Genomic DNA, 15,936 nt, shown 5'->3' with positions numbered 1-15,936 from the left:
AGTCCACCTGCCCCTGCGGGCGGCGGCGAGAAGGCTCATCGTGGCTTGGCAAGCCGATCTCTCGTCGCAAGCCGTTCCCTCGTCGCAGGTGGTGACTCCGTGCTCCCTCACTCCCCTTCCCCGGCCTCTCCCCCTCTTTCCGCCTCTCGCCCCGCCCCTCCCTCCGTCTTCCCGTCCGCCCCGCGTCCGCCGGGCGCGGACGTTCCGGCCACGTGCGAGGTGCCGCCGTTCGCTCCCGTGCGCGTACGCGGCGGTCGGTACGGCCTGCGGCGGCTCGTCCGCAGCCGCAGGCGCGCCCTGGCACTCGGCCTCGCCGTCACCGCCGCCGCGCTGGTGGCGGCGTGCCCGGGGGACGCCGACCGGGCCCGTGGGCATCCCGGCGGGGACGCCGCATCCCGGGCACGGTCGTCGACGGGCGATCCCGTACGCCGGCGCCCCGGCGTCGAGACCGTCGAGGCGCCGGTGCGGATCGCCGACGCGGCCACGGTACGGCTCTTGCGCCCCGGTGACCGGGTCGACGTCATCGCCGCCGAGCAGACGGCCACGGGCGGCGAGGCACGTGTCGTCGCGCGCCGGGCACTGGTGACGAAGGTGCCGGAACCGCTGGACGGGCCGCTCGCGGCGATCGCCGGGGACAGCACGGACGCCCTGGCCGGTGCGGTGGACGGCGGTGCGCTGGTCGTGCTCTCGGTACCCCGGCCGACCGCCGCGCGCCTGGCGGGTGCCGGCGCGACGGCTCGTCTGGCGGTGACCCTATGGTGAGCGTCGTTGTCCGCTTCCTGCGCGGGGTGCTGCCACGTTCCTGGTTCGTGCCGTCGACCCGGTCGTCCCGGTCCCGCCCTGACGCAGGGTGCGGAACTGTCCGTTCCACGACCTGTGCATGCGAGGAGTGTCCCCGAGGTGAGCGTGAACAAGAAGGAACCGAGCGTCCTGCAAGGCTTCAAGGCCTTCCTGATGCGCGGGAACGTCGTCGATCTGGCAGTGGCGGTGGTGATCGGCGCGGCCTTCACGAACATCGTCAACTCGGTGGTGAAGGGCATCATCAACCCGCTGGTCGGCGCCTTCGGCACCAAGAACCTGGACAGCTACAGCTCCTGCCTCAAGGGTCCCTGCACCGGCACGGGCGACACGGCGACGGGTGTCCGGATCCTGTGGGGCTCCGTCCTGGGCGCCACGCTCACCTTCGTGATCACCGCGGCGGTGGTCTACTTCCTGATGGTGCTGCCCATGGCGAAGTACCTGGCGAGGCAGGAGGAGCGCAGGAAGGCGCGGGAGGGCACGCACGAGGTCATGGAGGTGACCGAGCTGGAGGTGCTCGAGGAGATCCGCGACGCGCTGGTCGCGCAGCGGAGCGCGGGGCACGACCAGCGGTAGCGGACCGTCTCCGGGCCACTCCTGCGTGCGGTGGGCCGCCGGGCCCCGCCGGGTCGAGCCCGACGGGTTCAGAGGTGGTGGGGCGGCTTCTCGTCGAGGAAGCGCTTGAGGTCGGCCGCGCTGTCGCCGCCGGCCACCGGCCGATCGCCCCACCCACGGTCCGTGTCGTCCGAGGACTGCTGGTCCAGCGGGTCGTCGAAGATCAGCGCGGCCTTCGGCTCACGCGGCTCGGGGGCGGAGGGGGTGCTCATGCCTCCAGCGTACGGCCCCCGGGGGCACAGCCCCGGGGGGCACAGTGCTGGGGCCGACCCGGACGGGACCCGCCCGGTCGCCGAGTCGGTCCCGCGGTCGCGACCGCCGGGACGACGCTGACAGCGCGCGGCCGCACGCAGCGGAGCCCCGGGCTTCGGGCGCGGTGGTGCGACACCGCTGACCGCGGGGCGCGCTGGGCGAGACTGGCTGCCATGACAGTTGACGCTCTGACGGACGTCTCCGGTGTGCGGGTGGGCCATGCCACGCGCGTCGGCGACGGTTGGCTCACCGGCACCACGGTCGTCCTCGCGCCGGAGGGCGGTGCGGTCGCCGCCGTGGACGTGCGGGGCGGCGGGCCCGGTACGAAGGAGACCGATGCCCTCGATCCGCGCAACGTGGTGCAGCGGATCGACGCGATCGTGCTGACCGGCGGCAGCGCCTACGGGCTCGACGCGGCGTCCGGGGTGATGGCCTGGCTGGAGGAGCGGGGCCGGGGGGTGCCGGTCGGCCCCGAACCGGCGCACGTCGTGCCGGTGGTGCCCGCCGCCTGCGTCTTCGACCTGGGCCGCGGCGGCGACTTCCGGGCCCGCCCGGACGCGGCGACCGGCCGGACGGCGGTCGAGGCGGCCGCGGCGAGCGAGCCCGGCGCGCGCGTGCCGGAGGGCTGCGTGGGCGCCGGGACGGGCGCCGCGGTGGGGGCGATGAAGGGCGGGGTCGGCACCGCCGCCACCGTGCTCGACTCGGGAATCACGGTGGCCGCGCTGGTCGTGGCCAACGCCGTGGGTTCGGTGACGGATCCCGGGACGGGGGTGCTGTACGGGGAGCTGTTCCAGGGACGTGTGGAGTACCCGGAGGCGCGCGTGCACGACGCCGCGCGCCGGCGTCTGGCGGAGAGCGCCGCGCAGAGCGCGCCCGCTCCTCTCAACACGACGCTCGCGGTGGTGGCCACCGACGCGGATCTGACGAAGGCGCAGGCGCAGAAGCTGGCGGGCACCGCGCACGACGGGATCGCCCGCGCGGTGCGGCCGGTGCATCTGCTCCACGACGGGGACACGGTGTTCGCGCTGGCGACGGGCGCGCGCCCGCTCACCCCAGAGCACCCCCTGGCGCTGAACGACGTCCTCGCGGCGGGCGCGGACCTGGTGACCCGCGCGATCGTCCGGGCCGTGCGCGCCGCGGAGTCGGTGGCAGGGGTGGGCGGAGTGTGGCCGTCGTACACGGAGTTGTACGGCGGGAGGCAGCGGGCGTGAGCGGCCGACGGCCGGTCGGGCGTCGGCCGCGAGCGGCCAACGCCCTGGCTGGCGTGGGTGATTGTCCCGGTTCTGTCACGTGATGGTGTCCAGGGCGGACGGAGGGAACCTCCCCGGCCGCCGGATCCCTCCTTCCCACGTACGGGGGCTTCTCCCCACGTACGGGAGCTTCCGCCCGTACAGGGAGCTTCGCCACGTACCGGATCGGACCACGCACCTCACACGAAGCTGGAGCAGCCCGTGACAACGGCGGACACAACAGCGCGGCGCGCACTGGGGGCCTGTGCCGTCCTGGTGGCCGGCGCCATGACCCTGACCGCCTGCGGCGGCAGCGCCAACGCCAGGAACGAGGACGGCAAGGACGGCGGGAAGGCCGCCGGGACGTCCACCGCGAAGATCGCGATCTCGGCCGAGAACGGCTCGACGGGCGCGTCGATCAACACGACCGGCGTGAAGGTGAGCGGCGGCCGGCTCACCGACGTGAGGATGACGGTGGCGGGGACCGGGCAGGCCGTGGCGGGATCACTGTCGGCCGACGGCGGCAGCTGGAAGCCGAAGGAGCAGTTGGAGCGGGGGACGAAGTACGAGATATCGGCGACGGCGAAGGGCGCCGACGGCCGGACGACCGCCGCGAACTCCGTCTTCACCACGGTCACCTCGGCCAACAGCTTCATCGGCACGTACACGCCGGACAACGGCACCACGGTCGGCGTCGGGATGCCGGTGTCGTTCACCTTCGACAAGGCGATCAGCGACCGCAAGGCCGTGCAGTCGCACATCACGGTCACCTCCAGCAGCGGCCAGCGGGTGGTCGGGCACTGGTTCGGCTCGCAGCGGCTCGACTTCCGGCCCGAGGAGTACTGGAAGGCCGGCTCCAAGGTCACGATGAAGATCGACCTGGACGGCGTGGAGGGCGCGAACGGCGTCCACGGCGTACAGAAGAAGACGGTGACCTTCACGGTCGGACGCTCACAGGTGTCCACGGTCGACGTCGGCACGCAGACCATGACGGTGGTGCGGGACGGCAGGACGCTGAGGACGGTTCCGATCTCGTCGGGCAGCGCCCAGCACACCACGTACAACGGGCAGATGGTGATCTCGGAGAAGTTCACCCAGACCCGCATGAACAGCCGGACGGTCGGCCTGGGCGGGGAGTACGACATCCCGGACGTGCCGCACGCGATGCGCCTGACGACGTCCGGCACCTTCGTCCACGGCAACTACTGGTACGACCAGGGCAATCCGCCGTTCGGACGGGAGGGGACCAGCCACGGGTGTGTCGGGCTCGCGGACGTGCGGGGCGCACAGGGCGACACCCCCGCCAAGTGGTTCTACGACAACTCGCTCATCGGCGACGTGTTGATCGTCAAGAACTCCCCCGACAAGACGGTGGCTCCGGACAACGGGCTGAACGGATGGAACATGGCGTGGAGCGAGTGGACCGCCGGGAGTGCCGGCTGACGGGGCGATCGGCACGTACCGGGGCGGGGCGGCGCTCGCCGACGGGGGCGGGGCGGATCCGGCCGTTTCGGCGGGAGACGCCGCTGACCGGCGGTTTCCGCAGGATCATCGGGCCGTGCGGGAACATCTCGCGCGGCCCCCGCGTTTTCCCGGCGTACGTTTTCTCGGTTCCCGGACATGATGTCCGACCGAGGGGCTACGGTATGCACCCACAAGGTGACATGCAGCAACGCCGGGAGAAACCTTGAGCGTTCCGTACGAGACGGCAGCGCACGAACCAGCCGAGTCGCCCGAGACTCCGGAGGAGCACCTCGCGCGGCTCCTCGGTCGCGCCCTGAACTCGTTCGAGCTGCCCGACGACACGATAAGGCGGCTCGACTGCGCCCTCGCGCACGACAGCTCACTGCACTCCGCGCACCACAGCGCGGGACTGCACCGCGAGACGTACCGGCACACCTGGCTGCTGGCCGACGGCTCCGCGCTCACCCTGTGGGAGCTCGTCCACAACCCCGAGCCGGGCAGCGAGCCGCAGCACGAGGTGTACGTCGACGAGGAGGAGCTGCGCGCCGCCACGGCCCGGCTGCCGCTGCCGCCGGACACACCCGACTTCGAGCTGCCGGTGTTCGCGCAGCTGTCGCCGATCGCCGCGCCACGGCATGTGTACGTGCCGGACGACTCGGCGGACCACGCCCGCCGGCTGCTGCGCCGCGCGGAGAACCCCGACCGGCCCGGCGCCGACACGGCCGCCCTGCTGAGGACGGCGTTCGCGCATCAGATCACGCAGGCCTTCGGGCGGCCGTGCCGCGCGGGGCGCATCGGTCTGGGCTTCGCGCTCTACGAGCACGCGTTCCTGCTCCGCGACGGCCAGGAGATCTCCCTGTGGGAGGTCGAGCACACGGCGACGCCCGACGGACGGCACATGTGCGAGGTGTACCCGTCGGAGGCCGCGGCCCGGGAGGCGATGGAGCGGCGGGCGGCCCAGGTGTCCTGACCGACGCCGCGATGTCGTCGGCGGACGCGGAGACGCCGTCGGCGGGCGGGCGCCCGACGTTCGTCGATGCCCGACGGGCGGGCGCCCGACGCCTGTTCGCCGAGGGCGGGCGGGCGCTCGACGTCCGTTCAGTGTCGCTCAGCGTCCGCCGGCGAGTCGGCGTACGAGGCATGCGAAGGCGGCCTGCTCCGCCGGCGTCAGACGGACGTCCTCCGGGTGCGGTCCGGCCCGGCGCTGGCGCGGGACGGCGGGAAGGGCACCGCGCGGGGCCCGGAAGGAGCCGGAACGGGAGCCCCGCGACGCGCATCCCGCCCTGAATCCCTGCGCCCCGGCGCCGCGACGGCTACGGCGCCGGACCTGGACCACGCCGACCAGTGAGGCGGCGCAGGCCAGGGCGAGGACGGTCGCGCCCGCCAGCCGGGGGATCGAGAGATGCTCAGCCATGCGGACCAGTAGACCTCACGGTCCGGGCCTTTGACCCGGACCGTGATGTACGTCGCATGCACCCCAAGTCCAGTGAATCCCCCTGAAAAAGACGAGGGAACGGCGGGGGAACGGCGAGGAGGGACGGGGGAAAGGCAAGGGAGAGGGTGGGAAGAGGGGTGACGGACGGAAACGGGTGAGCGGCCGGTCGCCGTCCCCGTTCCGTGGGGAGGTGACCGGCCGCTCCGGCCGGAACCGTTCGTTACGCCGCCACCGGCTGCTTCCGCTCGGCCGCCGTGGCGGCCGCGCCGCTCCCCGTCCCCGGGGCCGTGGTGCCGACGGCCGGCTTGCGCAGGCCCTTGAGGACGACGACCAGGGCCGTCGTGACGCACACGCCCGCCGCGATGGCGACCAGGTACAGGAACGCGTTGCCGATCAGCGGGACCACGAAGATGCCGCCGTGCGGGGCGCGCAGGGTGGCGCCGAAGGCCATCGACAGGGCACCGGTGACCGCGCCGCCCACCATCGAGGAGGGAATCACGCGCAGCGGGTCGGCCGCGGCGAACGGGATCGCGCCCTCGGAGATGAAGGAGGCGCCCAGAACCCAGGCGGCCTTGCCGTTCTCGCGCTCGGTCTGGGTGAAGAGCTTGCCGCGCACGGTGGTGGCCAGGGCCATCGCCAGCGGCGGGACCATGCCGGCCGCCATCACCGCGGCCATGATCTTCATCGCGGAGTCGCTCGGGGTGGCGACCGCGATGCCCGCCGTGGCGAAGGTGTACGCGACCTTGTTGACGGGGCCGCCGAGGTCGAAGCACATCATCAGGCCGAGCAGGGCGCCGAGGAGGACGGCGTTGGTGCCGGTGAGTCCGTTCAGTCCGTCGGTGAGGGCCTTCTGGACCTCGGCGATGGGCTTGCCGATCACGACGAACATCAGGAACCCGACGATCGCCGAGGAGACCAGCGGGATCACCACCACCGGCATGATGCCGCGCAGGGCCACCGGGATGTTGACCTTCTGGATCGCCATCACCACGCCACCGGCGATCAGACCGGCCGCCAGGCCGCCGAGGAAGCCCGCGTTGATGGTGACGGAGATGGCGCCGCCGACGAAGCCCGGAACGAGACCGGGCCGGTCCGCCATGCCGTACGCGATGTAACCGGCCAGCACCGGGACGAGGAAGCCGAAGGAGACGACGCCGATCTGGAAGAGCAGCGCGGCCCAGCTGTCGGCCTGGGTCCACACGAAGTGCTCCATGACCGACGGCGCCTTGTTGATCTCGTAGCCGCCGAGCGCGAAGCCGAGGGCGATGAGCAGACCGCCCGCGGCGACGAAGGGAACCATGTAGCTGACGCCGGACATCAGCCACTTGCGCAGCTTGGTGCCGTAGCCCTCGCCGGATTCGCCGGCGCGTTCGACCGGGGTGCCCGGCGCGGATCCGGCGGTGACCTCACCGCGCTCGGCCCTGCCGCGCACCTCGGCGATCAGTTCGGCGGGACGGTTGATGCCCGCCTTCACGCCGACGTCGACGGTGGGCTTGCCGGCGAAGCGGTCCTTGTCGCGGACGGGGACGTCATGCGCGAAGATCACGCCGTCCGCCGCGGCGATGACGGCCGGGTCGAGCCGGGTAAAGCCGGCCGAGCCCTGCGTCTCGACGACCACTTCGACGCCCGCCTCGCGGCCGGCGTTCTCCAGGGACTCGGCCGCCATGTAGGTGTGGGCGATGCCGGTCGGGCAGGAGGTGACGGCGACGATACGGAACGGTCGCTCGCCGGAGCCGGCGGTGGCGCCCGCGGCCGGCGCGGACGTCGTGTCTGCCGCCGTGGCGTCGGAGGAGGCCGCCCCCGACGCCACGACGGTGTCTTCGGTGGCGCTCGCGGCGGCCTTCGCGCCGTCGGAAGCGCCGCTCGGGCTCCCGGAGGCGCCGCTCGCGCTCTCGGAAGCACCCTGCGCGCCCTGCGCGTCCTCGCCGGGCGTCTCGTCGCCGCGGATCAGCGCCGCCGCGGCCCCCGCGTCCCGCACCGACCGCAGCGCGGAGGTGAAGTCGGCGTTCATCAGCTGGCGGGCCAGCGACGACAGGATCGTGAGGTGGGCGTCGTCGGCGCCGGCGGGAGCGGCGATCAGGAAGATCAGGTCGGCGGGGCCGTCCGCGGCGCCGAAGTCGATGCCGGCGGCGCTGCGCCCGAAGGCGAGCGTCGGCTCGGTGACGTGGGCGCTGCGGCAGTGCGGGATGCCGATGCCGCCGTCGAGGCCGGTCGGCATCTGCGCCTCGCGGGCCGCCACGTCGGCGAGGAAGCCCTCCAGGTCGGTCACCCGGCCCTGGGCCACCATGCGCTCGGCGAGGGATCGCGCCGCCGCTTCCTTGGTCTCGGCGGACAGGTCGAGGTCGACCAGATCCGCGGTGATCATGTCACTCATCGCGGGCTCCTTCGCACGCGTATCGCCCGGAGTGTGAGGTGGGCGGGGGAGGGGACGGGGGTGCAGTGGGGGGGTGCCGGGAAGGCACGGGCGGCGGAGGCGGAGCCGGGGAGACCCCGCCTCCGTGGGTCGCAAGGGCGGCTCAGGTTGCCCTGCCGACCGTCCTGCGCGGCGAGTAACGGGGAGTCTCGCCGCTCACGGTCCGGTGCGGTGGCCGACGGCGCGGCGGTGGCCGGTGAGCCGGGGGCCGCTGGGATGCGGGCCGGGGAGGCGGGCGGGCCGGGGAGTGCCGGGAGCGTCATGACACCGGCTCCTTCAGTTCGCGGTTCACCGGCACCTGGTCCGTGACCGAGACCGCCGACGGGTCCAGGTCGGCCGGGGTCGGCATCACGCTGCCGGGCAGCTGGACGGCGGCCGCGCCGTGCGCGACGGCGGAGGCGAGCGCCTGCGGACCGCTGCCGCCGGCGATGAGGAACCCCGCGAGGGAGGAGTCGCCCGCTCCCACGTTGCTGCGGACGACGTCGACGCGCGCGGAGGCGAACCAGGTGCCCGCGTCGTCCACCAGGAGCTGTCCGTCGGCGCCCAGGCTCGCGAGCACGGCGCGGGCGCCCATCTCGCGCAGTTCCTCGGCCGCCTTCACCGCGTCGCCCACGGTCGCCAGGGGGCGGCCGACGGCCTCAGCGAGTTCCTCGGCGTTCGGCTTCACCACATCGGGCCGTTCGCGCAGTGCTTCGAGCAGCGCACGCCCCGAGGTGTCCAGCGCGATCCGTACGCCCCCGGCGTGCGCCCGCGCGACCACATCGGCGTACCAGGACGGCGCCAGTCCTCGGGGCAGGCTGCCGCAGCACGCGATCCAGTCAGCGCCCCGCGACTGCTCGCGCACCGTCTCGAGCAGCAGCTCCTGCTCGGCGCCCGTCAGTTCGGGGCCCGGCGCGTTGATCTTCGTGAGCACCCCGTCGGATTCCGCGAGCGCGATGTTGGAGCGGGTGGCTCCGGCGACCGGGACCGGCGCGACCTCGATGCCCTGCGCGTCGAGCAGGTCGGCGACGAGCGCGCCGGGCGCACCCCCGAGGGGCAGGACGGCGACCGTGCGCCGTCCGGCGGCCGTGACGGCGCGCGAGACGTTGACGCCCTTGCCACCGGGGTCCATGCGCTCGGTCTCGGCGCGGATGACCTCGCCGCGCTTCAGCGCCTGGACCTCGTAGGTGCGGTCCAGGGACGGGTTGGGGGTGACGGTGAGGATCATGCGCGCACTACTTCCGTGCCGCCGCGCTCGATGGCGGCGGCGTCGTCGGGGCTCAGCCCGCTGTCGGTGATCAGCAGGTCCACGTCGCTCAGGTCACCGAAGCGGGCGAAGTGCTCCTGGCCGTGCTTGGAGGAGTCGGCGAGCAGCACGACGCGGCGGGCGGCGGCGATCGCCGCGCGCTTGACCGCGGCCTCGGCGAGGTCGGGGGTGGTCAGACCGTGTTCGGCGGAGAAACCGTTGGCGGCGACGAAGAGGACGTCGGCGCGGATCTCGCCGTAGGCGCGCAGCGCCCAGGCGTCCACGGCGGCGCGCGTACGGTGGCGTACCCGCCCCCCGACGAGGTGGAGCTGCATGCCGGGGTGGTCCGCGAGGCGGGCCGCGATGGGCAGGGAGTGCGTGACGGCGGTGAGCGAGACCTCCAGCGGGAGGGCGGCGGCCATGCGGGCGACCGTCGTACCGGCGTCGAGGATCATCGTGCCCTCGGTCGGCACCTCGCTGAGGGCCGCCTTGGCGATGCGGTCCTTCTCGTCGGCGGAGGTGCTCTCACGCTCCGCGAGGTCCGGCTCGAAGTCGAGGCGTCCGACCGGTATGGCACCGCCGTGCACGCGGCGGACGAGGCCGGCGCGATCGAGGGCCTTCAGGTCGCGCCGGATGGTCTCGGCCGTCACCTGGAACTCCTCGGCCAGCGACACGACGTCCACCCGGCCGCCGTCACGGGCGAGCCGCAGGATCTCCTGCTGCCGCTCCGGTGCGTACATTCCGTTTGCCTCCGACCCATGCCCGAACTTGTGGTTTCGCCTCGGAGACTACGCCCGGATGTCCGGAAAGTAAACGGGTTCGGGTGCGATCCGGGCATGAACGGACTTCCGCTCTTCTTGTCCGGACACGGACGCCAGGGCGGGGAGGGGGCACGGGACACGGGGAGGCCCGGGACGCGCGGGATATGGGGGGCGCGGGGCGCACGGGGCACGGCGAAGGGCCCGGCACCAGTCGGTGCCGGGCCCTTCGTCGGGGGCGCCTGTCAGGGGCTGCGACGGCCGACAGCCGACCGGCCCTGGCCGCTGGTGGGGCACGGCGCCATGGCCGCCGACTGGGGACGGTAGCCATGACCAGGCCAGGGGACGGTAGCCACGGCCACTGGCCGGGGGACGGTGGCCCCGGCGGGCGACTGCCGACCCGTGGCGGCCGCCCGTCACCCCGTCACCCCGTCAACCCACCAGCTCCGGTTCCCGCTCCCGCGCCGGGAGCTCCTCCTCCGCCCCCTCCACATGCTGGGCCGGCCGCTTCGGCAGGGCGAACATCAGCAGGAAGATCGCGCCCATCACCGCGGCCACCCACCCGAGCGCGTACTGGAAGGCCTCCGCGAACTCGGGGCCCACCTGGGCCGGCGTCAACCGGTCACCGACGCGCCCGAAGAAGACGACGGAGACCAGCCCGAGGCCGAGCGCGTTGCCCATCTGCTGCACGGTGTTGATGAGCCCGGACGCCGAACCGGCGTGCGCGCGCGGCACCTCCGACAGCACCGCGTCCGTCAGCGGGGCGACGATCAGGCCCATCCCGACGCCCATCACGACCAGTGGCAGCGCCATCTGCCAGGGGGCGATGCCGAGGCCGTACCGCTCGGCCTCCCAGATGTAGAGCAGGACGCCGACGGCCATGGCCAGGGCGCCGGCCTGGAGCACCTTGCGTCCGAAGCGCGGCACCAGCTTCTGCACCGACAGCCCGGCGGCCGTCGAGACGGCGAGGGAGAACGGGATGCCGGTCAGCCCGGCACGCAGCGCGCTCCACCCGAGGCCGTCCTGCATGTACATGGTCCAGACCAGGAAGAAGATGCCCAGGCCGATGCCGAAGACCGTCTGCACCGCGATGCCGGCCGCGAAGCTCTTCACCCGGAAGAGGGAGAGCTCGATCAGCGGCGAACCGTCCCGCGCACCCTTGCGCCGCTCGTACGCGACGAGCGCTCCGAAGACACCGAACGCGCCGGCCATCGAGACGTACCCCCACAGCGGCCAGCCCAGCTCGCGGCCGCGGGTGAGCGGGTAGAGCAGCATCAGCAGGCCCAGCGTCACGAGCGCGACGCCGATGATGTCCAGCTTGAGCGCCTTCGGCGCGCGGGACTCCGTGATGTAGCGGCTGCCGAGGATGAGACCCGCGATCCCGACGGGCAGGTTGATGAGGAAGATGGACCGCCATTCCAGCCCGAACAGGTTCCACTCCGTCAGCAGCGCGCCGAGCAGCGGCCCGGAGACGGCGCCCAGCCCCACGATCGCGCCGAAGAGACCGAACACCTTCCCCCGTTCGTGCGCCGGGAAGGTGGCGTGCACGATCGACAGCACCTGCGGCACCATCAGCGCCGCCATGCCGCCCTGAAGGATGCGCGAGGCGACCAGCATCTCCGGGTTGGCGGCGAAACCGCACAGCGCGGAGGCGAGGGTGAAGCCGCCGATGCCGACGAGGAACAGCCGCTTGCGCCCGTGGATGTCGCCGAGGCGGCCACCGGTGATGAGCCCCGCGGCGAAGGCGAGGGCGTAGCCTGCGGTGATCCACTGGATCTGGCTGAAGGAGGCGCCCGCGTCCTGCCGGATGGACGGGATGGCGATGTTCACGATCGTGACGTCGACGAGGTCCATGAAGGCCGCGGTCATCACGATCGCGAGGGCGAACCAGCGGCGGCGGTCACCACCCTTCCCACCTGGAGCGGTCTGCAGATTCTCACCCGCTGTGGCCCCGGAATCGGGCGCGGTGGTCCCGGAATCGGGCCTTGACGAGGGCGAAGGCGTGGTCTCGGTGGAGGTCATGACCGGTACGTTAGGAGTGCACTAGGTCAGATCATGTCCTAATCGTCGGGCATCCTCGGAGGCATGACGACGGACACTCCGGCACGGCTGCTGCAACTCCTCTCCCTCCTCCAGACGCCCCGCGAGTGGCCCGGCGGCGAACTCGCCGACCGGCTCGGGGTGTCCCGCCGTACGGTCCGGCGGGACATCGACCGACTGCGCGAACTGGGGTATCCCGTCCAGGCGAGCAAGGGCTCGGACGGCGGCTACCGGCTGGTCGCGGGCAAGGCCATGCCGCCGCTCGTCCTCGACGACGAGGAGGCGGTGGCGATCGCGGTCGGGCTGCGCGCGGGTGCCGGGCACGCGGTGGAAGGCGTGGACGAGGCCTCCGTGCGCGCGCTGGCGAAACTGGAGCAGGTGCTGCCCTCCCGGCTGCGCCACCGCCTCTCCACCCTCCAGGCCGCCACCACTCCGCTGACCAGCGGAGACGGGGCGCGCATCGCGCCCGAGACGCTGACCGTCATGGCGTCCACGGTGGCCGGGCAGGAGCGGCTGCGGTTCGCCTACCGGGCGAAGGACGGCACGGAGTCACGACGGCTGACCGAGCCGTACCGGCTGGTGTCGACGGGACGCCGGTGGTACCTCGTCGCCTACGACCTCGAACGGGAGGACTGGCGGACCTTCCGCGTCGACCGGGTACGCGACCCGTTCGCCACCGGAGCCCGCTTCACCCCGCGCGAGGTGCCGCAGGGCGACGCGGCGGAGTACCTGCGGAAGTCCATCCAACGACAGCAGGAGACGTACGAGTTCGAGGTCACCTTCGCCGCGTCGGCGGAGTTCGTGGCGGGACGGTTCCCGGCGTTCTTCGGGCGGCCGGTGGAGGCGGAGGGCGGCGCGGCCGGGTGCTCCCTGCGCGGGGTCACCGGCGATCCGGTGGAGTGGCTGGCGGTGCGGCTGGCGATGGTGGGGTGCGAGTTCACCGTCCAGGGTCCGGGGGAGCTGGTCGAGTACGTACGCCAGTTGGGTGGCCGCCTGACCAGGGCCGCGGGTGCCGGTGACGCCGGCTGAGCGCTCCGGACAAGAGAGGATTCCGATCAGCTCGCGGCGTCCGGTGCGTGCGATCACAAGGCGCCGGAAGGTCCTTGTAGCGGAGCTACCAGGACCTTTCGGCAACGCGGCGAGCGCGCGTGCCAGGCGTCGCGAGCCGGGCTCCCCTTCTGTCCGGAGCGCTAAGCGCCTTCCCGCTCCTCCTCCGCCCACGCGAGCCCGCGCAGCCGCTCGAGATTGCGCAGCGCCAGCTCGGCCGGCCCCTCGGGGCCGTGCGGCGGGCTGTTCGTCATGGCCCAGCTCTCCACGGCCACTCTGACGGCGGCACTCGCGACCGCCGCCGTGAAACGCGCGCGGGGAGTCAGGGCCGTCGTGGGGGTGGGGGTGGGAGTCGCTGTCGGGGTGGCCGTGGACGGGGGCGCGGCCGCGTGAGCCGTCGGCTCGGCAACGTTGTCGGGCGTCGGCGCCGGCCGTTCGCCCCGGCCCGAGAGGATCTCCGCGACGGTCCCCTCCGACGCGTGACAGACCTCGGCCCAGATCTTGTGCAGGGCCGGGTTGCTCATCGCCAGGCGGATCAGGGTGCGGGCCCACTCCCAGGAAGCGCCGGAGACCGCCGCGCCGGGCCTCAGGGTGTGCCGTACGGCGTGCTCCAGCGCGTCCGGCACCGGCAGTTCCGCCGGGGCGTCGCGTACCGCCTCCGCCCAGCGCTGGGCACCCGCCGCGTAGAGAGGGGCGACGGCCTCCTCCTTGGTGGCGAAGTACCGGTAGAAGGTGCGCGGGGCGACGCCGGCGGCCTGAGCGATGTCCTCCGCGCGGGTGGCCCTCGGGCCACGGCTCACGAAGAGGCGGGCCGCCGCCCGGGCGATCTCCATCCTGGTCGCCGCCTTGCGCCGCTCGGTCAGCGAGCCCGGGGCCGGCGGGGCGGAGGAGGCGGCAGGGGCCGCCGAAGCGGCCGGTTGTCCTGGGGTGGGCGGCGGAGCGGGGGTGGAGCTGGTCACTTCGGCAGGCTATGCCCATGTGGCACAATCTGCCATCCGGGCGGGCCACCCCGGGGTTCAGGTACGGGGTGCCCCGCCCCCTCGGCATGCGCCGCGCCGCGCGCCCCAGCACGCGCCCGCCCCGACGGCCCGGCCCGTCGGCCACGCAGGGTCCCGCTCCCCCGCCGAGCACGGCGGGGCCACGCGCCCCGCGGCGACGAGAGGGTGCGCCGGCACCGCCGCCCCCTCACCCGCCGCGCCGCCGCCCCCACAGAACGAGCCGGGCCCCGGCGCCTGGGGGGAGAGGCGCCGAAGCCCGGCTCGGGAGAGTCCCGGCGCCGGGGGGAGTGCGTCGGGACGTGGCCTGTGGGTGGATCAAGGTGGATCGAGCGGTTCCTGAGCGGGTCGGAGGGTTACCGGACCAGAGCTCTCGCGAGGGCTTCGGGGTTCGGCACGCCCGAACTCCCGTGCCCTGAAGGTTTGTTCCCCGGCTCCCGCCGGTTAAGCGGCGTTGTACCGCCATGTTTGCGCCGACTTCCGCCACCCCGCGTACGCCGGTGGCATGGGCCGCGACGGCACCATGCCACCACCGGACCGACCCGGCGCCACCTCGCGGAGCTAGGCCGCCGCCTCGAACCCGGTGTCCCGGGCCAGCTTCTTCAGCTCCAGCAACGCGTGCTTCTCGATCTGCCGGATCCGCTCACGGGTGAGGCCGTGTTCCTTGCCGACCTCGGTCAGCGTGCGCTCCCGGCCGTCCTCGATGCCGTACCGCATCTTGATGATGGAGGCGGTGCGCGGGTCGAGGCGGTCGATCAGGCCGTCCAGTTCCTCGCTGCGCAGCAGCGTGAGGACGGACTGCTCCGGGGAGACCGCGGAGGTGTCCTCGAGCAGGTCGCCGAACTGGGTCTCGCCCTCGTCGTCGACCGACATGTTCAGGGAGACCGGGTCGCGGGCCCAGTCGAGCACGTCGATGACGCGCTCCGGCGTGGATCCGAGCTCGGCGGCGATCTCGGCGGGCTCCGGCTCGCGGCCGTGCTCCCGGTTGAACTCGCGCTGGACGCGGCGGATACGGCCGAGCTCCTCCACGAGGTGGACGGGCAGCCGGATCGTGCGCGACTGGTCCGCTATCGAGCGGGTGATCGCCTGGCGGATCCACCACGTGGCGTACGTGGAGAACTTGAAACCCTTGCGGTAGTCGAACTTCTCCACCGCGCGGACCAGGCCGGCGTTGCCCTCCTGGATCAGGTCCAGCAGGGGCAGTCCGCTGCGCGGGTAGCGGCGGGCGACGGCCACGACCAGGCGGAGGTTGGAACGGATGAAGACGTCCTTGGCGCGCTCTCCCTCGGCGACGATCGCCTTCAGCTCCTCACGGGAGGCGTCCGCCTTGGACTCCTCGTATCCGTCGAGGACCTGCTGCGCGAACACACCCGCCTCGATGATCTGCGACAGCTCGACTTCCTTTGCGGCGTCGAGGAGCGGAGTGCGCGCGATCTCGTCGAGGTACATGCCGACCAGATCGCGGTCGGCGATCTCGCCGCCGTGGACGCGAGCGCTGCTTGCCGCGTCGGCCGTCTCGCCGGTGGCGGACTGACGACGGGCGACGGCACGGGTTGCCATGCGAGCTCCCTTGCGATGGTGGGGTCAGCGGGTGGTCCGTGGACACCGGGCCACTTCTCGGGTCCTCCCGGGGGACTCTCACCGGGACTCTCCTCGGGTGCCCTG

14 protein-coding genes are annotated in these 15,936 nt (G+C 73.1%); 6 read left to right on the top strand and 8 right to left on the bottom strand.

Annotation, left to right across the window (positions count from 1 at the left end; all coding sequences use genetic code 11):
- The first annotated feature begins 99 nt into the window (after positions 1–99).
- Both ACIBBD_RS25845 and mscL read left to right on the top strand, forming a co-directional pair.
- Positions 100–762, top strand: coding sequence for a hypothetical protein (locus ACIBBD_RS25845; protein ID WP_399421915.1), 663 nt, complete (start codon positions 100–102; stop codon positions 760–762).
- A 144-nt stretch (positions 763–906) separates the two neighbouring features.
- The gene (mscL, locus tag ACIBBD_RS25840; protein ID WP_399422019.1) at positions 907–1,374 is read left to right on the top strand and encodes a large conductance mechanosensitive channel protein MscL; all 468 of its coding nucleotides are present in this window, start codon (positions 907–909) and stop codon (positions 1,372–1,374) included.
- 68 nt (positions 1,375–1,442) lie between these two features.
- Here the strand turns inward: mscL and ACIBBD_RS25835 are convergent, their stop codons facing one another.
- The gene (locus ACIBBD_RS25835) at positions 1,443–1,625 is read right to left on the bottom strand and encodes a hypothetical protein (protein WP_399421914.1); all 183 of its coding nucleotides are present in this window, start codon (positions 1,623–1,625) and stop codon (positions 1,443–1,445) included.
- A 213-nt stretch (positions 1,626–1,838) separates the two neighbouring features.
- On the opposite strand from ACIBBD_RS25835, the gene ACIBBD_RS25830 reads away from it, so the two are divergent.
- The 3 genes from ACIBBD_RS25830 (at position 1,839) to ACIBBD_RS25820 (ending at position 5,328) form a co-directional block, all read left to right on the top strand.
- On the top strand, positions 1,839–2,876 hold the full coding sequence (locus ACIBBD_RS25830) for a P1 family peptidase (protein ID WP_399421913.1): 1,038 nt from the start codon (positions 1,839–1,841) through the stop codon (positions 2,874–2,876).
- A gap of 306 nt (positions 2,877–3,182) precedes the next feature.
- On the top strand, positions 3,183–4,337 hold the full coding sequence (locus tag ACIBBD_RS25825) for an Ig-like domain-containing protein (RefSeq protein WP_399421912.1): 1,155 nt from the start codon (positions 3,183–3,185) through the stop codon (positions 4,335–4,337).
- 244 nt (positions 4,338–4,581) lie between these two features.
- The gene (locus tag ACIBBD_RS25820; RefSeq protein ID WP_399421911.1) at positions 4,582–5,328 is read left to right on the top strand and encodes a DUF6227 family protein; all 747 of its coding nucleotides are present in this window, start codon (positions 4,582–4,584) and stop codon (positions 5,326–5,328) included.
- 138 nt (positions 5,329–5,466) lie between these two features.
- On the opposite strand, the gene ACIBBD_RS25815 is transcribed toward ACIBBD_RS25820, so the two are convergent.
- The 5 genes from ACIBBD_RS25815 to ACIBBD_RS25795 all read right to left on the bottom strand — a co-directional run bounded on the left by ACIBBD_RS25815 (position 5,467) and on the right by ACIBBD_RS25795 (position 12,211).
- Complete coding sequence (locus ACIBBD_RS25815) at positions 5,467–5,772, bottom strand: hypothetical protein (RefSeq protein WP_399421910.1); 306 nt, start codon at positions 5,770–5,772, stop codon at positions 5,467–5,469.
- Between the two features lie 241 nt (positions 5,773–6,013).
- Entirely contained in the window at positions 6,014–8,167 is a 2,154-nt protein-coding gene (locus tag ACIBBD_RS25810) for a fructose-specific PTS transporter subunit EIIC (RefSeq protein WP_399421909.1), read from the bottom strand.
- Positions 8,168–8,465: 298 nt separating this feature from the next.
- Entirely contained in the window at positions 8,466–9,413 is a 948-nt protein-coding gene (pfkB, locus tag ACIBBD_RS25805; RefSeq protein ID WP_399421908.1) for a 1-phosphofructokinase, read from the bottom strand.
- Entirely contained in the window at positions 9,410–10,171 is a 762-nt protein-coding gene (locus ACIBBD_RS25800; protein ID WP_399421907.1) for a DeoR/GlpR family DNA-binding transcription regulator, read from the bottom strand. The genes pfkB and ACIBBD_RS25800 overlap by 4 nt, the downstream gene beginning before the upstream one ends.
- A 450-nt stretch (positions 10,172–10,621) precedes the next feature.
- Entirely contained in the window at positions 10,622–12,211 is a 1,590-nt protein-coding gene (locus ACIBBD_RS25795) for an MFS transporter (protein ID WP_399421906.1), read from the bottom strand.
- 63 nt (positions 12,212–12,274) lie between these two features.
- Here ACIBBD_RS25795 and ACIBBD_RS25790 point away from each other — a divergent pair, with 63 nt between their 5' ends.
- Positions 12,275–13,258 (top strand): helix-turn-helix transcriptional regulator, encoded by a 984-nt coding sequence (locus ACIBBD_RS25790; protein WP_399421905.1) that lies wholly within the window; start codon positions 12,275–12,277, stop codon positions 13,256–13,258.
- A gap of 161 nt (positions 13,259–13,419) precedes the next feature.
- On the opposite strand, the gene ACIBBD_RS25785 is transcribed toward ACIBBD_RS25790, so the two are convergent.
- Together ACIBBD_RS25785 and ACIBBD_RS25780 are read right to left on the bottom strand one after the other, a co-directional pair.
- A complete protein-coding gene (locus ACIBBD_RS25785; protein WP_399421903.1) occupies positions 13,420–14,235 on the bottom strand; it encodes a TetR/AcrR family transcriptional regulator in 816 nt (271 codons plus the stop codon).
- Between the two features lie 597 nt (positions 14,236–14,832).
- Entirely contained in the window at positions 14,833–15,831 is a 999-nt protein-coding gene (locus ACIBBD_RS25780; RefSeq protein WP_399421902.1) for an RNA polymerase sigma factor RpoD/SigA, read from the bottom strand.
- Between the last annotated feature and the right edge of the window lie 105 nt (positions 15,832–15,936).

The organism is Streptomyces sp. NPDC051315, from assembly GCF_044455165.1.
In the GTDB taxonomy this organism is placed as follows: domain Bacteria; phylum Actinomycetota; class Actinomycetes; order Streptomycetales; family Streptomycetaceae; genus Streptomyces.
Note: the sequence above shows the minus strand (reverse complement) of the source record. Positions and strands in the feature narration are given on the sequence as shown.

Bases quoted from the DNA above. Each gene is read 5' to 3' on its own strand.
- pfkB (WP_399421908.1), bottom strand. From the start codon at position 9,413: ATGATCCTCACCGTCACCCCCAACCCGTCCCTGGACCGCACCTACGAG.
- ACIBBD_RS25810 (WP_399421909.1), bottom strand. From the start codon at position 8,167: ATGAGTGACATGATCACCGCGGATCTGGTCGACCTCGACCTGTCCGCC.
- ACIBBD_RS25830 (WP_399421913.1), top strand. From the start codon at position 1,839: ATGACAGTTGACGCTCTGACGGACGTCTCCGGTGTGCGGGTGGGCCAT.
- ACIBBD_RS25780 (WP_399421902.1), bottom strand. From the start codon at position 15,831: ATGGCAACCCGTGCCGTCGCCCGTCGTCAGTCCGCCACCGGCGAGACG.
- ACIBBD_RS25825 (WP_399421912.1), top strand. From the start codon at position 3,183: ATGACCCTGACCGCCTGCGGCGGCAGCGCCAACGCCAGGAACGAGGAC.
- ACIBBD_RS25815 (WP_399421910.1), bottom strand. From the start codon at position 5,772: ATGGCTGAGCATCTCTCGATCCCCCGGCTGGCGGGCGCGACCGTCCTC.
- ACIBBD_RS25800 (WP_399421907.1), bottom strand. From the start codon at position 10,171: ATGTACGCACCGGAGCGGCAGCAGGAGATCCTGCGGCTCGCCCGTGAC.
- ACIBBD_RS25835 (WP_399421914.1), bottom strand. From the start codon at position 1,625: ATGAGCACCCCCTCCGCCCCCGAGCCGCGTGAGCCGAAGGCCGCGCTG.
- ACIBBD_RS25790 (WP_399421905.1), top strand. From the start codon at position 12,275: ATGACGACGGACACTCCGGCACGGCTGCTGCAACTCCTCTCCCTCCTC.
- ACIBBD_RS25795 (WP_399421906.1), bottom strand. From the start codon at position 12,211: ATGACCTCCACCGAGACCACGCCTTCGCCCTCGTCAAGGCCCGATTCC.